Source organism: Phytopseudomonas daroniae, assembly GCF_004327275.1.
Classification (GTDB): Bacteria; Pseudomonadota; Gammaproteobacteria; order Pseudomonadales; family Pseudomonadaceae; genus Aquipseudomonas; species Aquipseudomonas daroniae.
The window spans coordinates 218,746-235,687 of the sequence record NZ_QJUJ01000002.1; the positions used below are offsets into that span (position 1 = coordinate 218,746).

At 59.6% G+C, this 16,942-nt stretch carries 12 protein-coding genes, 1 tRNA gene and 1 pseudogene; 11 read left to right on the plus strand and 3 right to left on the minus strand.

Translation table 11 applies throughout. The annotated features are described in order from the left end of the window. Positions 1-119: 119 nt before the first annotated feature. Positions 120-1,281 (minus strand): annotated as a pseudogene (locus tag DNK10_RS06110) (IS4 family transposase); the annotation flags it as partial. Between the two features lie 426 nt (positions 1,282-1,707). Between DNK10_RS06110 and DNK10_RS06115 the strand changes: the two are divergent. The 8 genes from DNK10_RS06115 to DNK10_RS06150 all read left to right on the plus strand — a co-directional run bounded on the left by DNK10_RS06115 (position 1,708) and on the right by DNK10_RS06150 (position 10,489). After that, positions 1,708-3,132: a flagellin gene (locus DNK10_RS06115; protein WP_131190937.1), complete on the plus strand. Its 1,425-nt coding sequence runs from the start codon at positions 1,708-1,710 to the stop codon at positions 3,130-3,132. A 74-nt stretch (positions 3,133-3,206) separates the two neighbouring features. Then, positions 3,207-3,554, plus strand: coding sequence for a flagellar protein FlaG (locus DNK10_RS06120; protein WP_131178524.1), 348 nt, complete (start codon positions 3,207-3,209; stop codon positions 3,552-3,554). A 64-nt stretch (positions 3,555-3,618) separates the two neighbouring features. Next, positions 3,619-5,031 (plus strand): flagellar filament capping protein FliD, encoded by a 1,413-nt coding sequence (fliD, locus tag DNK10_RS06125; protein ID WP_131190938.1) that lies wholly within the window; start codon positions 3,619-3,621, stop codon positions 5,029-5,031. A gap of 106 nt (positions 5,032-5,137) precedes the next feature. Then, a complete protein-coding gene (gene fliS, locus DNK10_RS06130; protein ID WP_131178522.1) occupies positions 5,138-5,524 on the plus strand; it encodes a flagellar export chaperone FliS in 387 nt (128 codons plus the stop codon). 30 nt (positions 5,525-5,554) lie between these two features. After that, entirely contained in the window at positions 5,555-5,848 is a 294-nt protein-coding gene (locus DNK10_RS06135; RefSeq protein WP_131178521.1) for a flagellar protein FliT, read from the plus strand. A gap of 233 nt (positions 5,849-6,081) precedes the next feature. Continuing rightward, a complete protein-coding gene (locus DNK10_RS06140; protein WP_131190939.1) occupies positions 6,082-7,554 on the plus strand; it encodes a sigma-54 dependent transcriptional regulator in 1,473 nt (490 codons plus the stop codon). A 316-nt stretch (positions 7,555-7,870) separates the two neighbouring features. Then, positions 7,871-9,076, plus strand: coding sequence for a sensor histidine kinase (locus DNK10_RS06145; protein ID WP_131178519.1), 1,206 nt, complete (start codon positions 7,871-7,873; stop codon positions 9,074-9,076). Positions 9,077-9,079: 3 nt separating this feature from the next. Next, positions 9,080-10,489, plus strand: a complete 1,410-nt coding sequence (locus tag DNK10_RS06150; RefSeq protein ID WP_131190940.1) for a sigma-54-dependent transcriptional regulator — start codon at positions 9,080-9,082, stop codon at positions 10,487-10,489. Between the two features lie 625 nt (positions 10,490-11,114). Here the strand turns inward: DNK10_RS06150 and DNK10_RS06155 are convergent. Then, positions 11,115-11,190: transfer RNA gene (locus tag DNK10_RS06155), tRNA-Asn, on the minus strand. A gap of 67 nt (positions 11,191-11,257) precedes the next feature. After that, positions 11,258-12,454 carry an amino acid aminotransferase gene (locus DNK10_RS06160; RefSeq protein ID WP_131190941.1) on the minus strand — a complete coding sequence of 399 codons (1,197 nt, stop codon included), beginning with the start codon at positions 12,452-12,454 and terminating at the stop codon, positions 11,258-11,260. A 190-nt stretch (positions 12,455-12,644) separates the two neighbouring features. On the opposite strand from DNK10_RS06160, the gene uvrB reads away from it, so the two are divergent. The 3 genes from uvrB to gltX all read left to right on the plus strand — a co-directional run bounded on the left by uvrB (position 12,645) and on the right by gltX (position 16,841). Beyond that, complete coding sequence (gene uvrB / locus DNK10_RS06165; protein WP_131178516.1) at positions 12,645-14,660, plus strand: excinuclease ABC subunit UvrB; 2,016 nt, start codon at positions 12,645-12,647, stop codon at positions 14,658-14,660. Continuing rightward, complete coding sequence (locus DNK10_RS06170) at positions 14,657-15,175, plus strand: nucleoside 2-deoxyribosyltransferase (RefSeq protein ID WP_131178515.1); 519 nt, start codon at positions 14,657-14,659, stop codon at positions 15,173-15,175. The genes uvrB and DNK10_RS06170 overlap by 4 nt, the downstream gene beginning before the upstream one ends. A 184-nt stretch (positions 15,176-15,359) precedes the next feature. Beyond that, the gene (gltX, locus tag DNK10_RS06175; RefSeq protein WP_131178514.1) at positions 15,360-16,841 is read left to right on the plus strand and encodes a glutamate--tRNA ligase; all 1,482 of its coding nucleotides are present in this window, start codon (positions 15,360-15,362) and stop codon (positions 16,839-16,841) included. Positions 16,842-16,942 lie beyond the last annotated feature (101 nt).

Here is a 16,942-nt window from a genome sequence, read left to right on the forward strand (position 1 = left end):
TCGTGAGAGCGCTCAATCTAACTGCGGCAATCTTTCATGATGTAAATCAGGCAATTAACTACCTAGAAGAGCTGCACTGGGGAGGTTGTCGGTACTGCCCCTGAGGAATCTCCCCAAATCTACTCCAGCGCCTGAGCTTGCCGCTGTACCTCCACGCAGTAATAGCTCCATCTTGGTGAGTGCCGAGCAGGATAAATCGCTGGCCGAGCGCCTGAGGTTCGAGGCTGATACGCCAGAGCGACAGTACGGTTTTATGCCGACGCTGTTGCTCTGAAAGCGGCATGACCTACCTGTCGTTTTAGCCTGAAGGCCAGCCAGGTACAGCGCATAACATGCCAGTGCTGCGATTAGCAGCAGGATCTCGATACGTCGTGGGCGGCGCGTTCGATGCAGATCGAAGGCAAAGCCGAAACGCCGACTTTTCACATCCCGAAAGCCTTCCTCAATCTGCATTCGCTTGCGATAGATACCCACGATCTGACGTGCCGTCCAGTTGGATTGTGGCAGGTTGCTGACGAGCAGCCAGGGTTCTTATCCACGGCGAGTATTCTGTCGGCTGAGCTTGCTGCGCGCGATGCCGCCCGTCATGCGTCGATGTTTCCTGCCTTTGGACGTTTGGTGCATGCCATACAGTGCAACCCTGTAAGGTGCACTGCGCGTCATCTCGATTTGGCCGAGTGAGCGCGCGACAGATGTCACCTGCAGGTAGAGCTGCCTGATCGGCTGCCATTGACCTTGCTCGTCGCGATATGAGATCACGATTGCGGACACGCCCCACGTAATACCAACCTTTGGCTTCGACAGCCTGGGGCCAGGGGCGGCGAAACCCAGCATCCGTTACCAAGATCGGTACGTATTGCTCGGGAAGCATGATTTCCAGTGCATCGAGCAGTTGCTTCTGGTGCTGAGGGCAACCTTCACGGTCATGCACGCTCTCGTATACAGGGAGCGCTCGACCAGCCAGCGAGATTGAAGCGCGCAGTAAGTAAAGGTCAGAGGCAGCATCGATTGGGAACCAGTCCACCAAGATCAAGGGATGGCGCAGGAAGCCGAGCAGTGCAGTCAGCATTTTCCAGTAAAACAGCGGGCGTTCGTGGTTGCAGACCCCGCGTTGCCAAGCAGGCGATCCAAGCGCTTAATCGAATGTTTGGTGTAGGCCTCGCTGGGCATGGCTCTGCCTAGATCGGTCAGCGTCAGGCGATGCCCGTGCAGCAAGGCGTTGACACAGCTCATCAAGGCTTCCTGTCGCTTGCTGTGGGTCGTGGGGAGTGCTTGGGAAAAATCGTATTGCTTGCATGAGTCTCGGGACGTTGGTTTGTTTGGCGATTACCAAACTGCCCGACTCATGCAGGCATCTTCAAGCTATCCAATTGATTCGGATGGATGTTTTTGGGGAATTCCTCAGGGTTTAAGCCTGTTCGGGTAATGGCTGATGTCAGCCAGGCTTGTGAGCAGTCGGTTTTTCTGCGCTACCGGCTCATGCTTGGTGTCAACCGGTCGATACGCTACACAGGCGTCCCTGGTGATGAATTTTCCGCGAAACCCTGGAAGTCAAAGACGAACGCAAAAGAAGTTCAAAATTGCGTTAAAGCTTTCCGAGAGGGCGCCGATACAAAGATCGAATGCGAACTTCATGGGTGCCTGGGCACTGCCCACCCAAGGTCGCACGCTCAGGCAAACATCAGAGTCCTTTGGAGGACAATCATCATGGCAATGACAGTCAACAGCAACATCGCCTCGCTCACCACCCAGAAGAACCTGAACAAGGCATCCGACTCGCTTTCCACCACCATGCAGCGTCTCTCCAGCGGCCTGAAAATCAACAGCGCCAAGGATGATGCCGCCGGCCTGCAGATTTCCAACCGCCTGACCAGCCAGATCAACGGCCTGGGCGTTGCGGTGAAAAACGCCAACGACGGTATCTCCATCGCCCAGACCGCCGAAGGCGCCATGCAGGAATCCACCAATATCCTGCAGCGTATGCGTGAATTGGCTCTGCAATCGGCGAACGGTTCCAACAGTGCTGAGGATCGGACTTCCTTGCAGTCCGAATATGCCGCGCTGACTTCCGAGTTGACCCGTATCGCCAGCACTACTACCTTCGGTGGTCGTAACCTGTTGGATGGCTCTTTCGGTACCACCAGCTTCCAGGTGGGCGCCAACGCCAATGAAACCATCAACGTAACGCTGGGCAATATTTCGGCTGACAGCGTGGGTTCTCATCAGGTCAAGTCAGTAGGTGTGGCTCCGAGCACGGATGGTGTGGCCGGTGGTCTCATCACGGTTACCGGTAGTGGCCAGAGCGAAGAGGTCACTGTTGCGGCCGAGGCTTCCGCCAAGGACATCGCCGAGCAACTCAATGGTGTGATCAGCGGGCTTACTGCAACCGCGAGTACCGAAGCGCAGTTTACCGTCGGTGCCGCGGCAGCCACTGATCCGGCCAGCTTCACCATTACCGTAGGATCCAACAGCGTCGAGTTCGTAGGGGTTAACGGTACCGCGAGCCTGGCTGAGCAACTGAGCTCCAACGCTTCCAAATTGGGTATCAGCGTCAACTATAACGAGAAAAGCGGTGCACTGTCGGTCAAGTCCGATACTGGCGAGAACATCGTATTCTCTGCGACCACGGATGCAGGGTCGATCGAAATCGCCACCAAGGACGCCTCCGGAGTATATGGGGCTGCCGTGGCGCTGGATGACGGCCTGATTGCCACTGGCGCTGTCGAGCTGAACTCTGCCAAGGGCTACACCCTGAATGGCGCAGGCGTCGATGGCCTGTTCGCTGCTACAGGCACGGAGACCAAGAGCTCTGAAAAAACGACCATCAGCAATACCAGTATCACTACTGCTGAGGGCGCGCAGAGCGCAATCTCGGTGATCGACAAGGCCATCTCCAATATCGATAGCCAGCGTGCCGACCTCGGTGCCGTACAGAACCGCTTCGACAGTACGGTTTCCAACCTGCAGAGCATCTCCGAGAACTCCACCGCTGCTCGCAGCCGGGTTCAGGACGCCGACTTCGCAGCGGAAACCGCCGAGTTGACCAAGCAGCAAACCCTGCAACAGGCTTCGACGGCGATCCTGGCTCAGGCCAACCAGTTGCCAAGCTCGGTTCTCAGCCTGCTGCAGTAATCTGCAGTCCAAGCGGGAGATCAGAGGGGAGGGCCGCAAGGCTTTCCCCTTTTCCCATTGAGAGGTGATCTTTTATGAGCATTACAACGGTAAGCACGGGGGCCGTTTCCGGCTCTGCCATTACTGGTGTGCAAGGAAAGGCTCAGGACAAAGGCACAGTTTCGCTGCAGGAAAATACCTCTGCCCAGGCAGTGGATCATTCGACGGAGCTGGGCGAAGCTGTCGCCAGGATTCAGGATTATGCGCAATCGGCTCGGCGCAATCTCGACTTCAAGGTGGATGATTCGAGCGGGCGTGTAGTCGTACAGGTGATCAACAGTGATTCGGGGGAGGTGATTCGCCAGATCCCTTCCGAGGAAGTGCTGGAACTGGCTTCCCGTCTCGAGGATGCGCGCAGTCTTCTGTTGCAGGAGAAGGCATGACTGGCTCGCTTCTTGCTGAAGTGAGCTTCAACGTCAAGATAAAGTCATTGGAGGAAGGTCGATCATGGCTATCTCGAGCATAGTGGGGCTGGGCTCCGGGTTGGATATCACAGCTATCGTCGAGGCCACTGTTGCCGCAGAGAAGGCGCCGAAGCAGGCGCAGATCGATCGGCAGACCTCCAAGGCAACCACCAGTCTCACGGCTATCGGTACGCTGAAGGCCGCACTGGAAAATTTCGAGGCGTCGATGACGGCGCTGAAATCCAGTTCGACCAGCTTCGCTGGCCTGGCCGCCAAGTCTTCGTCGGAGTCGGTGGCGACTGTCAAAACCGCGTCGGGCGCGGTTACCGGCAGCTACGCCCTCGAGGTCGAGAGCCTCGCCAAGGGCTCCAGAGTTGCGTCTGCAACCCTGGCGGGCGGTGCTTCGACCCAATTCGCCTCCGGCGGTACGCTGAAGATCGAAGTGGGTACCACGGCTTACAATCTGTCGGTCAGCGCGGGGGCATCGCTGACGGATATTCGTGACTCGATCAATTCCCAGCTCACTGCGACCTCGGGTATCAGTGCCAACATCGTCACTGACGCCAATGGTTCTCGTCTGGTGCTGTCGTCCGAGACCACGGGCGCCGGCACGGATATCTATGTGACGGGCAGCGGTGATCTTGCTCAGTTGAACGTCAATGTTGACGAGGATGGTGCGCACGCACTGACCAAGCAGAGCGGCAGTGCCGCCGGTTATATCACTGAGGCAGCTGACGCAGTATTCACCCTGGATGGGCTGGAAATGACCAGTAAGTCCAATACCGTCTCCGCGCTGAGTGGGTTGTCCATTACCTTGGCTGGTACAGGCAGCACCACGCTGTCGGTTACAGCGAATACCGATGGCATCAAGGAGTCCATCGAGAGTTTCGTGTCGGCCTACAACACGCTGATGACAGTCAGCAATGCTCTGACATCGGTTAGCACCACCACTGACGAAGATGGCAACGCGATCACCGAAGCCGGTGCGTTGCTGGGTGACGCGACCATGCGCTCACTGATGTCGTCACTGCGTAATGCGTTGGTTGAGCCGGCCAGTGGCGGCGGTAGTCTGAGTATTCTGGCCCAGCTTGGGGTGACGACCAACAAGGACGGGACTCTGGCGATTGACGATGCCAAGCTGTCCAGTGGCATTGAGCAAAACTACGACCAGATCAGTAGTTTTTTCACGGGTAGCGATGGGCTCTTCAGTCGGATGTCGGCGGTCAATACGACCTATATCGCCTCTGGCGGTATTCTGGCGACCCGAACGGATGCGCTGGAGGCCACGAAGAAAGACCTCGAGACGCAGCAGGCTGCCCTGGATACCCGAGTCGCCAAGCTGGAGACCAATCTGTATAGCAAGTACAACAATATGGATGTGCTGGTTGCCCAACTGACCGCCACCAGTAATAGCGTGCTGGCTACGCTCGAGGCCTTGAACAACAAGGATCGCTGAGGCTATCTGAACTGCAAAAGGCTGGAAAGAACGCTAAAGATTTCTACGCTTGCTCCGATACATAAGTCAGTAGTTATTGATTCTTCTGAATTTTGGAGCAGGTGGTATGAACGCATATTCGGCCATGAGGAAGTACCAGCAGGTCGGTATCCAGACGCAACTCGTCGAGGCCAGCCCGCATCGGTTGATTCAGATGCTGTTCGAGGGTGCTCTGGATCGGATTTCCCAGGCAACGGGTGCGATGCTGCGTGGGCAGGTTGCTGAAAAAGCTCAACTGATCGGCAAGTCCATCAATATCGTCAACGGCCTGCAGCAGGCCCTCGACAAGGAAAAGGGTGGTGAGTATGCCGACCGCCTTGATAGCCTGTACGCTTACATGACTGCGCAGCTTATGCAGGCCAACCTGAATAACGATGCGAGCAAGCTGAGCGAAGTCTCCGGTTTGCTGCGTCAGGTCAAGGAAGGCTGGGACGGCATTGCCCCGCAAAGCTGATAGCTGAACTGGATTGAGAGGTTTTGCGCCATGACATCGGCCGCCCGAAAGTTGGAAATTACTGCTGAAGCATTACGCTCGGCCCTGCTCAACGAAGACTGGGCGGCGGTAGGAGAGCTCGATCTGCGTTGTCGTTCCGAAGTCGATGAAGCCATGGCTGTGGTCGGTGGCGAGACTGAGCTGAAGCGCAATCTTGAGTCCTTGCTGCATGTGTACCGTGATCTCGTTTCAGCCTGTCAGGTTGAGAAAGCCAAGACTGGGGCGCAAATATTGCAAATGAAAAAAGGCCAGCAGGGCGCCAAGCTGTATCAGCTTTTTGGCTGATACCACCTTTCTTGCTATTGTCTCGTTTCCCTGAAATTCCTTCCCCCTGAGTCTCTCGATCGAGAGACTCACGCCGGTACGTACCTCCTCAATCTGTTAGCCTCTGCGCCATTAAGTTAAAAAATACGTCATAAAATTGACTAATCGTCGATAATTGACTTAACTAGTGGCTAAATGCTGGCGTTCTTGTGCGTTCAGCGTGGCTTTTTCCCTCCAGGGTTCGATCGACGACTATGTGGCGTGAAACCAAACTCCTACTGATTGACGACAACACCGAGAGACGTCGCGATTTAGCGGTGATCCTGAATTTCCTGGGCGAAGACCATATCGCCTGCGGCAGCGAGGACTGGCGCGATGCCGTGGCGCAGGTCGAGTCCAGTCGGGGCGTTCTGAGTGTTCTGCTCGGTGAAGTACAGCTCAAAGGCGGGACGCTGGATCTGCTCAAGCAGTTCGCGGTATGGGACGAGTTCCTTCCGGTGCTGCTGATTGACGATCATGCTGGCAACGATTGGCCGGAGGAGTTTCGCCGCCGCGTGTTGGCAACACTCGAGATGCCGCCCAGCTACAACAAGCTGCTCGATTCCCTGCACCGTGCTCAGGTGTACCGCGAGATGTACGACCAGGCCCGCGAGCGTGGCCGGCAACGTGAGCCGAACCTGTTTCGCAGTCTGGTGGGCACCAGCCGGGCCATTCAGCAGGTACGGCAGATGATGCAGCAGGTCGCCGATACCGAGGCCAGCGTGTTGATCCTCGGTGAGTCGGGCACGGGCAAGGAAGTGGTCGCGCGCAACCTGCATTACCATTCCAAACGCCGTGAAGCGCCATTCGTGCCGGTCAACTGCGGTGCGATTCCCGCTGAACTGCTGGAAAGCGAACTGTTCGGCCATGAGAAGGGCGCCTTCACCGGTGCGATCACCACGCGCGCCGGGCGCTTCGAACTGGCCAATGGCGGCACGCTGTTTCTCGATGAAATCGGCGATATGCCGTTGCCGATGCAGGTCAAGCTGCTGCGTGTCCTGCAGGAGCGCACCTTCGAGCGGGTGGGCAGTAACAAGACCCAGAACGCCGATGTGCGAATCATCGCGGCCACGCACAAGAATCTCGAGAACATGATCGAGGGTGGCAGCTTCCGTGAGGATCTGTATTACCGCCTGAATGTGTTCCCCATCGAAATGGCACCGTTGCGCGAGCGTATCGAAGACATTCCGCTGCTGATGAACGAGTTGATTTCGCGGATGGAGCACGAGAAGCGCGGCTCCATTCGTTTCAACTCGGCCGCGATCATGTCGCTCTGTCGCCATGACTGGGCCGGTAACGTCCGTGAGCTGGCGAACCTGGTCGAGCGCATGGCAATCATGCATCCCTATGGGGTGATTGGCGTGGGCGAGCTGCCAAAGAAATTCCGCCACGTGGACGATGACGACGAGCAATTGGCTGCCAGCCTGCGCGAAGAACTCGATGAGCGGGCAGTGTTGACCTCCGCCTCGCCAGGCCTGGGATCGTCAGCCATGCTGCCGGCCGAGGGTCTGGATCTGAAGGATTATCTCGGCAACCTGGAGCAGGGCCTGATCCAGCAGGCGCTCGATGATGCCGGCGGCATCGTGGCGCGTGCAGCCGAGCGGTTGCGCATCCGTCGAACCACCCTGGTCGAGAAGATGCGCAAGTACGGCATGAGCCGACGCGAAGATGAGGCTCAGGACGAGTGAGTTGTGGAGTGTCCGGGAGTCCTTCGATGGGTTAGGCGCGCGGGAACCGGTTTGTATCCTGAACCGGATCGGCGCCTGACCCATCCTGCGAAAGCTCCATATGTCACGATTTCGTAGGGCAATTAGCCGAAGGCGTAATCCGCCGAATGCTTGAGGTCAATCACGACATTCGCGTTATTACAGTCACCAGATTGACGCGGTTCACTGGGAAATTACCTATCTTTATGAAGATAAAGGAATTTATTTTCAGGCATGAGTATTGCTATCTCCTTGGCAACTGACTGTCTTATGACGGCTCGCCACGCGAGAGAGCGCGATGAAACCCAGCCCGTACATAGTTGCCTCGATAGACCCCATACCGCCCGTACAGGCGGAGCGTGGGGATCTCGAGCAGTCGCTGGCGTTGTTCGAGCAGATGTCGAGCCGGCTCGGTAGCTCCTACGATCTTCTGGAAAACCGCGTCAATGAACTGACCGGCCAACTGGCCCAGGTCAGTGAGCAGCGCGTGCGGGAGTTGAACGAGAAGGAGCGTCTTGCCCACCGTCTGCAGAGTCTGCTGGATTTGCTGCCGGGTGGCGTGGTGGTGATCGACGGTCATGGCGTCGTGCACGAGGCCAATCCGGTTGCTCGCGATATGCTCGGCGAGCCGCTGCTCGGCAGGCTTTGGCGCGAAGTGATTGCGCAGCGCTTTGCGCCGCGCCAGGACGACGGCCACGAGATTTCACTGACGGATGGCCGTCGTCTGTCGATCTCCACGCGCTCGCTGCAGGGCGAACCAGGGCAATTGATACTGCTTACCGATCTGACGGAAACCCGTCGCCTGCAGGATCAGCTATCCCGTCATGAGCGATTGAGTGCCCTGGGGCGCATGGTCGCCTCCCTGGCGCATCAGGTGCGTACCCCGTTATCTGCCGCGCTCCTTTATGCCAGCCACCTGACCGAGCAGGTGTTGCCGGTAGAGCAGCAGCAGCGTTTCGCTGGTCGCTTGAAAGAGCGGCTGCATGAGCTGGAGCACCAGGTGCGCGACATGCTGGTGTTCGCCCGTGGGGAGCTGCCGCTGTCGGATCGAATTTCCCCCGGCCAGCTGTTCGATGCGCTCAGGCGTTCGGGCGAATCGCTGGTGCAGGATGTCGAGGTGCGCTGGCAGTGCGACGCATGGCGAGGTGAGCTGCTGTGTAATCGCGATACGCTGGTCGGCACGCTGCTGAATCTGGTCGAGAACGCCATTCAGGCGGCAGGCCAGGGTGTGCGTCTGAAGGTTCATGCCTACGTGCGTGGCGACACCTTGCGTGTGTGCATCAGTGACAACGGCCCAGGCATCGACGCTGTGACCCTGGCACGCCTGGGTGAACCCTTTTTCACGACCAAAACCACCGGAACCGGCCTTGGGCTGGCGGTGGTCAAGGCAGTTGCCCGCGCTCACCAGGGCGAGCTGCAACTGCGTTCGCGGCCGGGGCGTGGCACCTGTGCCTTGCTGATCCTGCCGCTGATCGCCGCAGCACAACCCTCGATTCAGGAGTGACCCATGGCTGCCAAAGTTCTATTGGTTGAAGACGACCGCGCGCTACGAGAGGCCCTGGCCGATACCCTGGAGCTGGGCGGCCATGACTATCGGGCAGTCGACTGTGCCGAGGCGGCGCTGGTTGCCATCGCCGAGGAGCCATTCGGTCTGGTGATCAGTGATGTGAACATGCCCGGTATGGACGGTCATCAGTTGCTTTCCGCGATTCGCGAGCGTCAGCCACAATTGCCGGTGCTGCTGATGACGGCCTTTGCAGCGGTGGAGCGGGCAGTCGAAGCGATGCGTCGCGGTGCAGTCGATTATCTGGTCAAGCCGTTCGAGCCCAAGGCACTGCTGTCGCTGGTTGCACGCCATGCCTTGGGGCGTGCCGGTGGGCTGGAGCAGGATGGGCCGGTGGCGCGCGAGCCGGCCAGTCTGCAGTTGCTGGAGCTGGCTGCGCGGGTGGCCCGAAGTGATTCCACTGTGCTGATCACCGGTGAGTCGGGCACCGGTAAAGAGGTATTGGCGCGTTACCTCCATCAGCAGTCGCCACGTGCGGCAGGGCCTTTTGTCGCCATCAACTGTGCGGCGATCCCGGACAACATGCTGGAGGCCACCCTGTTCGGGCACGAGAAAGGTGCGTTTACCGGTGCCGTCGCCAGTGCGCCAGGCAAGTTCGAACTGGCCGAGGGTGGCACCATCCTGCTCGACGAGATTTCCGAGATGCCGCTCGCCTTGCAGGCCAAATTGCTGCGTGTGCTGCAGGAGCGTGAGGTGGAGCGGGTCGGGGCGCGTAAACCGATCAATCTGGACATTCGCGTGCTGGCGACCAGCAACCGTGATTTGGCGGCTGAGGTAGCGGCAGGGCGCTTCCGTGAGGATCTGTTTTATCGGTTGTCGGTATTTCCCTTGGCCTGGCGCCCGCTGCGTGAACGTCCGGCGGACATCCTGCCGCTGGCCGAGCGCCTGCTGGCCAAGTACGTGCGCAAGATGAACCTCGCGCCGTTGCGCCTTTCTGCTCAGGCGGTCGCCTGCCTGACGAACCACGCCTGGCCGGGCAACGTGCGCGAGCTGGATAACGCCATCCAGCGGGCTGTCATCCTGCAGCACAATGGCGTCATCGAGCCTCACGACCTGTGCCTGGCCGCTCCGATTGGCTTTGCTCCAGTGCTTCAGGCAGCGCAGCCGCAACTGGCTGTGGTGCCGAGCATGGCGGCGCCATCGGCGTCGGAGCCAGCCGTGGCGGATGGTGCGCTGGGCGAGGATCTGCGGCGAAGGGAGTATCAGGTGATAATCGACATCCTGCGTGCCGAGCGAGGCCGTCGCAAGGAAGCCGCAGAGCGCCTCGGTATCAGCCCTCGTACCCTGCGCTACAAGCTGGCACAGATGCGAGATGCCGGGATGGATGTCGAGGCTTATCTTTACGCAAGCTGAGTGCGCTTCTGGGCTAGATCGGGCGCGTAGCTTATCCACCGGAAGGTTACGCGCTTTTGAATCCTGAGGTAGCCTGGGTTGAGCGAAGATGGTGCCCGGGAAGCTCTCAGGAGCGTGTCCTGATCCAGCATGACATCAGCGGCGACTATCGCTTGGTGGGTTACGCGCCGCGCCGAGAACGTTGTGCCTGGCATGACGAGGCCAGGCGTCGCTAACCCACCCTACATTCTCTGCCGAGCACGCTTAAGCGAATAACCTGGGACGTAGTCCCTGGTGAGAGTCCGGCGGGCACAAAAAAGCCCCGGTATGAACCGAGGCTTTCGAATTTGGCTCCGCGACCTGAACTCGACAGCGCAGCTGAACGCGCTTCAGCGCGGCCCCGTAGGGGTGAGCGAAGCGAATAACCTGGGACGTAGTCCCTGGTGAGAGTCCGCAGGCAATAAAAAACCCGGCCTATTGACCGAGTTTCTTTAATTTGGCTCCGCGACCTGGACTCGACAGCGAAGCTGAACGCGCTTCAGCGCGGCCCCGTAGGGGTGAGCGAAGCGAATAACCTGGGACGTAGTCCCTGGTGAGAGTCCGCAGGCAATAAAAAAACCGGCCTATTGACCGAGTTTCTTTAATTTGGCTCCGCGACCTGGACTCGAACCAGGGACCCAATGATTAACAGTCATTTGCTCTACCGACTGAGCTATCGCGGAACAACGACGCGTATCCTACTGATTACGAAGGGGAAGTCAAGCATCTACCTGCTTCCCCTCGATTCACTCAAAGTACTGCGGCGATGGCCTTGGTGACTACCGGCAGATTGCGCGTGTTCAATGCAGCCACGCAGATGCGGCCGGTACCTACGGCGTAGATACCGAACTCGGTTCTCAGGCGCTCGACCTGCTCGGTGGTCAGCCCCGAATAGGAGAACATGCCGCGTTGTTGTGCGACGAAGCCGAAGTCGCGCTTGGCGTTCAGAGCAGCCAGTTGCTCGACCATGGCCAGGCGCATGGTGCGAATGCGATCACGCATTTCGCCCAGTTCGGTTTCCCACATCACGCGCAGTTCAGGGTTGTTGAGTACGGCAGCCACTACGCTGGCGCCATGGGTTGGCGGGTTGGAGTAGTTGGTGCGGATCACGCGTTTGACCTGCGACAGCACGCGGCCGGTCTCTTCCTGGTCGCCGGTGACGATGGTCAGCGCGCCGACGCGCTCGCCATACAGCGAGAAGGATTTGGAGAACGAGCTGGAGACGAAGAAGGTCAGGCCAGATTGGGCGAACAAACGCACCGCCGCGGCGTCTTCTTCAATACCGTCACCGAAACCCTGGTAGGCGATATCGAGGAATGGCACATGTTCGCGCTCGCGCACGATTTCAAGCACCGCCTGCCAGTCTTCAGGCGCCAGGTCGACGCCGGTAGGGTTGTGGCAGCAGGCATGCAGGACGACGATCGAGCGAGCCGGCAGGTTTTTCAAGTCTTCGAGCAGGCCGCCACGGTTGACGCCGTTGCTGAAGGCATCGTAATAGCGGTAGTTGCGCACCGGGAAGCCGGCGGCCTCGAACAGGGCGCGGTGGTTTTCCCAGCTCGGGTCGCTGATGGCCACGGTAGCGTCAGGCAGCAGGCGCTTGAGAAAGTCCGCACCGGTTTTCAGAGCGCCGGTGCCGCCGATGGCCTGGGTGGTGATCACGCGGCCTTGCTGGATCAGCGGCGAGTCGTTGCCCAGCAGCAGCGTCTGCACCGCCTTGTCGTAGGCAGCGATGCCTTCGATCGGCAGATAACCACGCGGCGCGTGAGCGGCGGTCAGTGCGGTTTCTGCTTCGACCACGGCGCGCAGCAGGGGAATACGGCCTTCTTCGTTGGTGTAGACACCCACGCCAAGGTTGACCTTGTTGGGACGCGTATCGGCGTTGAATGCTTCGTTGAGGCCCAGGATAGGATCGCGCGGAGCCATTTCGACGGCGGAGAACAAACTCATGAGGGCGGCAGCTCTGTAGTGAGGGTGGGTTTAGAAACCGATTTACGTTCCTAGAGCAACCCCGGCAACTGAGACTAGGGGTTGCGCAAGCGGGCCGTTAGTATAGCGGCCCATATTCTGTGTCGCGACAGCGTACACCAGGTATGACGCCAGCTTTTTCGCGGCGTCACAGCCTTTTGTAGAGGTATTTATGTCCGAGTTCCAACTGGTCACCCGTTTCCAGCCTGCCGGCGATCAACCCGAGGCGATCCGGCAGATGGTCGAGGGCCTGGAGGCGGGCTTGTCGCACCAGACTCTGCTCGGCGTGACGGGCTCCGGCAAGACCTTCAGCATCGCCAACGTGATCGCCCAGGTGCAGCGACCGACCCTGGTGCTGGCGCCGAACAAGACCCTGGCGGCGCAGTTGTACGGCGAGTTCAAATCATTCTTCCCGAACAACGCGGTGGAGTACTTCGTTTCCTACTACGACTACTACCAGCCCGAGGCCTATGTACCCTCGTCGGACACCTTCATCGAGAAGGATGCCTCGATCAACGACCATATCGAGCAGATGCGTCTGTCGGCGACCAAGGCGCTGATCGAGCGCAAGGACGTTATCGTGGTCTGTACCGTGTCATCGATCTATGGCCTGGGCAGCCCCGAGGAGTACCTGAAAATGGTGCTGCACCTCGATCGTGGCGACAAGATGGATCAGCGTGCCCTGCTGCGTCGTCTGGCCGAGCTGCAGTACACGCGCAACGACATGGACTTCGCCCGGGCGACTTTCCGGGTGCGTGGCGATGTGATCGATATTTTTCCGGCCGAGTCGGAGCTGGAGGCGATTCGTGTCGAGCTGTTCGATGACGAGGTGGAAAATATCAGCGCCTTCGATCCGCTGACGGGCGAGGTGATCAGTCGCCTGCCACGTTTCACCTTCTACCCCAAGAGCCACTACGTGACGCCGCGCGACACGCTGCTCGAGGCGATGGAGAAGATCAAGATCGAGCTCAAGGAGCGCCTGGATTACCTGCGTGGTGCCAACAAGCTGGTCGAGGCCCAGCGCCTGGAGCAGCGCACTCGTTTCGATCTGGAGATGATCCTCGAGCTGGGTTACTGCAACGGCATCGAAAACTACTCTCGCTATCTATCCGGGCGGGATTCCGGGGCGCCGCCACCGACCTTGTATGACTATCTGCCGGGTGAGGCACTGCTGGTGATCGACGAGTCCCACGTCAGCGTGCCGCAGGTCGGCGCCATGTACAAAGGCGACCGTTCGCGCAAGGAAACCCTGGTCGAATACGGCTTCCGCCTGCCCTCTGCATTGGACAACCGGCCGATGCGCTTCGAGGAGTGGGAGGCCGCGAGCCCGCAGACCATTTTCGTTTCTGCGACCCCCGGCCCGTACGAGGCTGACCATGCGGGGCGGGTGATCGAGCAAGTGGTGCGGCCTACGGGGCTGGTCGATCCGCAGATCGAGGTGCGTCCGGCACGTACCCAGGTCGACGACCTGCTGTCCGAGATCAGCAAGCGCGTCGCCCTGGAGGAGCGTGTACTGGTCACCACCCTGACCAAGCGCATGGCCGAGGATCTGACCGATTACCTGGGCGATCACGGCGTCAAGGTGCGTTACCTGCACTCGGACATCGACACGGTGGAGCGGGTCGAGATCATTCGCGATCTGCGCATTGGCACCTTCGATGTGCTGGTGGGCATCAACCTGTTGCGTGAGGGCCTGGATATGCCCGAGGTGTCGTTGGTGGCGATTCTCGATGCGGACAAGGAGGGCTTCCTGCGCTCCGAGCGTTCGTTGATCCAGACCATCGGCCGCGCCGCCCGTAACCTCAATGGCCGCGCGATCCTCTATGCCGATCGCATGACCGGCTCCATGGAACGTGCCATCGGTGAGACCGAGCGGCGTCGGGACAAGCAGATCGCCTTCAACGAAGCCAATGGCATCGTGCCCAAGGGTGTGTTCAAGGACGTCAAGGACATCCTCGAAGGCGCTGTCGTGCCTGGCGCGCGCAGCAACAAGCGCAAGGGCATGGCCAAGGCGGCGGAGGAGAGCGCCCGATACGAGGCCGAGCTGCGTTCTCCCTCGGAAATCACCAAGCGTATTCGCCAGTTGGAAGAGAAAATGTACCAGTTGGCGCGCGACCTGGAGTTCGAGGCAGCCGCGCAAATGCGCGATGAGATCCAGAAACTGCGTGAGCGGCTGCTGGCCGTATGAAGCAGGCTGACAACGCCAGAATCTACCTGGCCGGGTTCGATGTATTTCGTGGCGACGCCGTCGAGCATGGCGAGTATCTCAAGCGCCTGTGCAGCGAGCAGGGCATGCAGGGGCTCTATCCCTTCGACAACGAGGTCGCTGCCGGGCTGTCGCCGGGCGAGCGTGCCGCGCTGATCTGTCGCCTGAACATGGCGATGATCCGTGAGGCGGACGCGGTGCTGGCCAATCTGAATCTATTCCGGGGGCACGAGCCGGATTCGGGTACCGCCTTCGAGATTGGCGCCGCCGTGGCGCTGGGCAAGCCGGTCTGGGTGTATTTCGAGGCCTGTGGCGCCATGCGCGACTGGCTGGCCGGGGATGCCGACGGACGCGATGCCCAGGGTTTTCTGATCGAGGACTTCGGCTTGCCGCGTAATCTGATGCTGGCCTGTTCCTGGGCTGGCTGCAGTGCCAGTGTCGAGGAGGCGGTGCCGGCGTTGCGCCGGCATCTGGAGCGTTTGTTGCCCGAGCAGTAAGACGGTGCAGGTCTGGCCATGCCGAACCCCGGATTACGCCTTCGGCTAATCCAGGCTACGGTCTATTGCCACTCGTTAGTCGCTGGAGCCGTCGGGCTTGGCCCTGCTACTATTCGCACTTTCCGCGAAAGCCTCTCCGGTTCGGCCTGATGGTGGTTTTCGCCCCATTGTCTCGGGACTTTCCATGACCACCGTTCGTACTCGCATCGCACCGTCGCCAACTGGCGATCCCCATGTCGGCACTGCCTACATCGCCCTGTTCAACCTGTGCTTCGCACGCCAGCACGGTGGTGAGTTCATCCTGCGTATCGAGGATACCGATCAGGTGCGTTCGACCCGCGAGTCGGAACAGCAGATCTACGACGCCCTGCGCTGGCTGGGCATCGAGTGGAACGAAGGCCCGGATGTTGGCGGCCCCCATGGTCCGTATCGGCAGAGCGAACGTGGCGAGATCTACCGCAAGTACGCCCTCGAGCTGGTAGAGAAAGGCCATGCCTTCTACTGCTTCTGCACGCCGGAAGAGCTCGACCAGATGCGTGCCGAGCAGACCGCTCGTGGCGAGACGCCGCGTTACGACGGTCGCGGCCTGCTGCTTTCCGAGGAAGAAGTGCAGCGCCGCCTGGCGGCGGGCGAGCCCCACGTGATCCGCATGAAGGTGCCCAGCGAGGGCATTTGCGTCGTGCCGGACATGCTGCGCGGCGATGTCGAGATCCCGTGGGATCGCATGGACATGCAAGTGCTGATGAAGACCGACGGCCTGCCGACCTACTTCCTCGCCAACGTGGTCGACGATCACCTGATGAAGATCACCCACGTGCTGCGCGGTGAAGAGTGGCTGCCATCGGCGCCCAAACTGATCCTGCTGTACGAGTATTTCGGCTGGGAAAAACCGCAGCTGTGCTATATGCCGTTGCTGCGCAATCCCGACAAGAGCAAGTTGTCCAAGCGCAAGAACCCGACCTCGATCACCTTCTACGAGCGTATGGGCTTCCTGCCCCAGGCGATGCTCAATTACCTGGGTCGCATGGGCTGGTCGATGCCGGACGAGCGCGAAAAATTCACCCTGGACGAGATGATCGCGCACTTCGACGTGCAGCGTGTCTCCCTGGGCGGGCCGATTTTCGATCTGGAGAAGCTGTCCTGGCTCAATGGCCAGTGGATGCGCGATCTGAGTGTCGAAGAGTTCGCCGCCGGTGCGCAGAAGTGGGCTTTCAACAGCGATTACCTGATGCGGATCGCCCCCCACGTGCAGGGCAGGGTGGAAACCTTCAGCCAGATCGCACCGTTGGCCGGTTTCTTCTTCGCTGGTGGTGTGCAGCCGGACAAGGCGCTGTTCGCCCACAAGAAGCTTTCCGACGATCAGGTACGCCAGCTCATGCAACTGATCCTGTGGAAGCTCGAAGCCCTGCGCCAGTGGGAGAAGGAGCGCATCACCGGTTGCATCCAGGCAGTGGTCGAGCACCTGGAATTGAAGCTGCGCGATGCCATGCCGCTGATGTTCGCCGCGGTCACCGGCCAGGCCAGCTCGGTATCGGTGCTCGATGCCATGGAAATTCTTGGCCCGGATCTCACCCGTTTCCGCCTGCGCCAGGCCATCGAGCTACTCGGTGGCGTGTCGAAGAAAGAGAACAAGGAATGGGAAAAAATCCTGGCCAGCATCGCCTGATACCTGGCCACCGGTCGTTTTCGCTGCTGAAACGCCGGGTTGGGGAGGTAAGTGTTTGTTATGTCAGCGAAAAAAAACGCACCGCCAGCCAAAATTTTGTT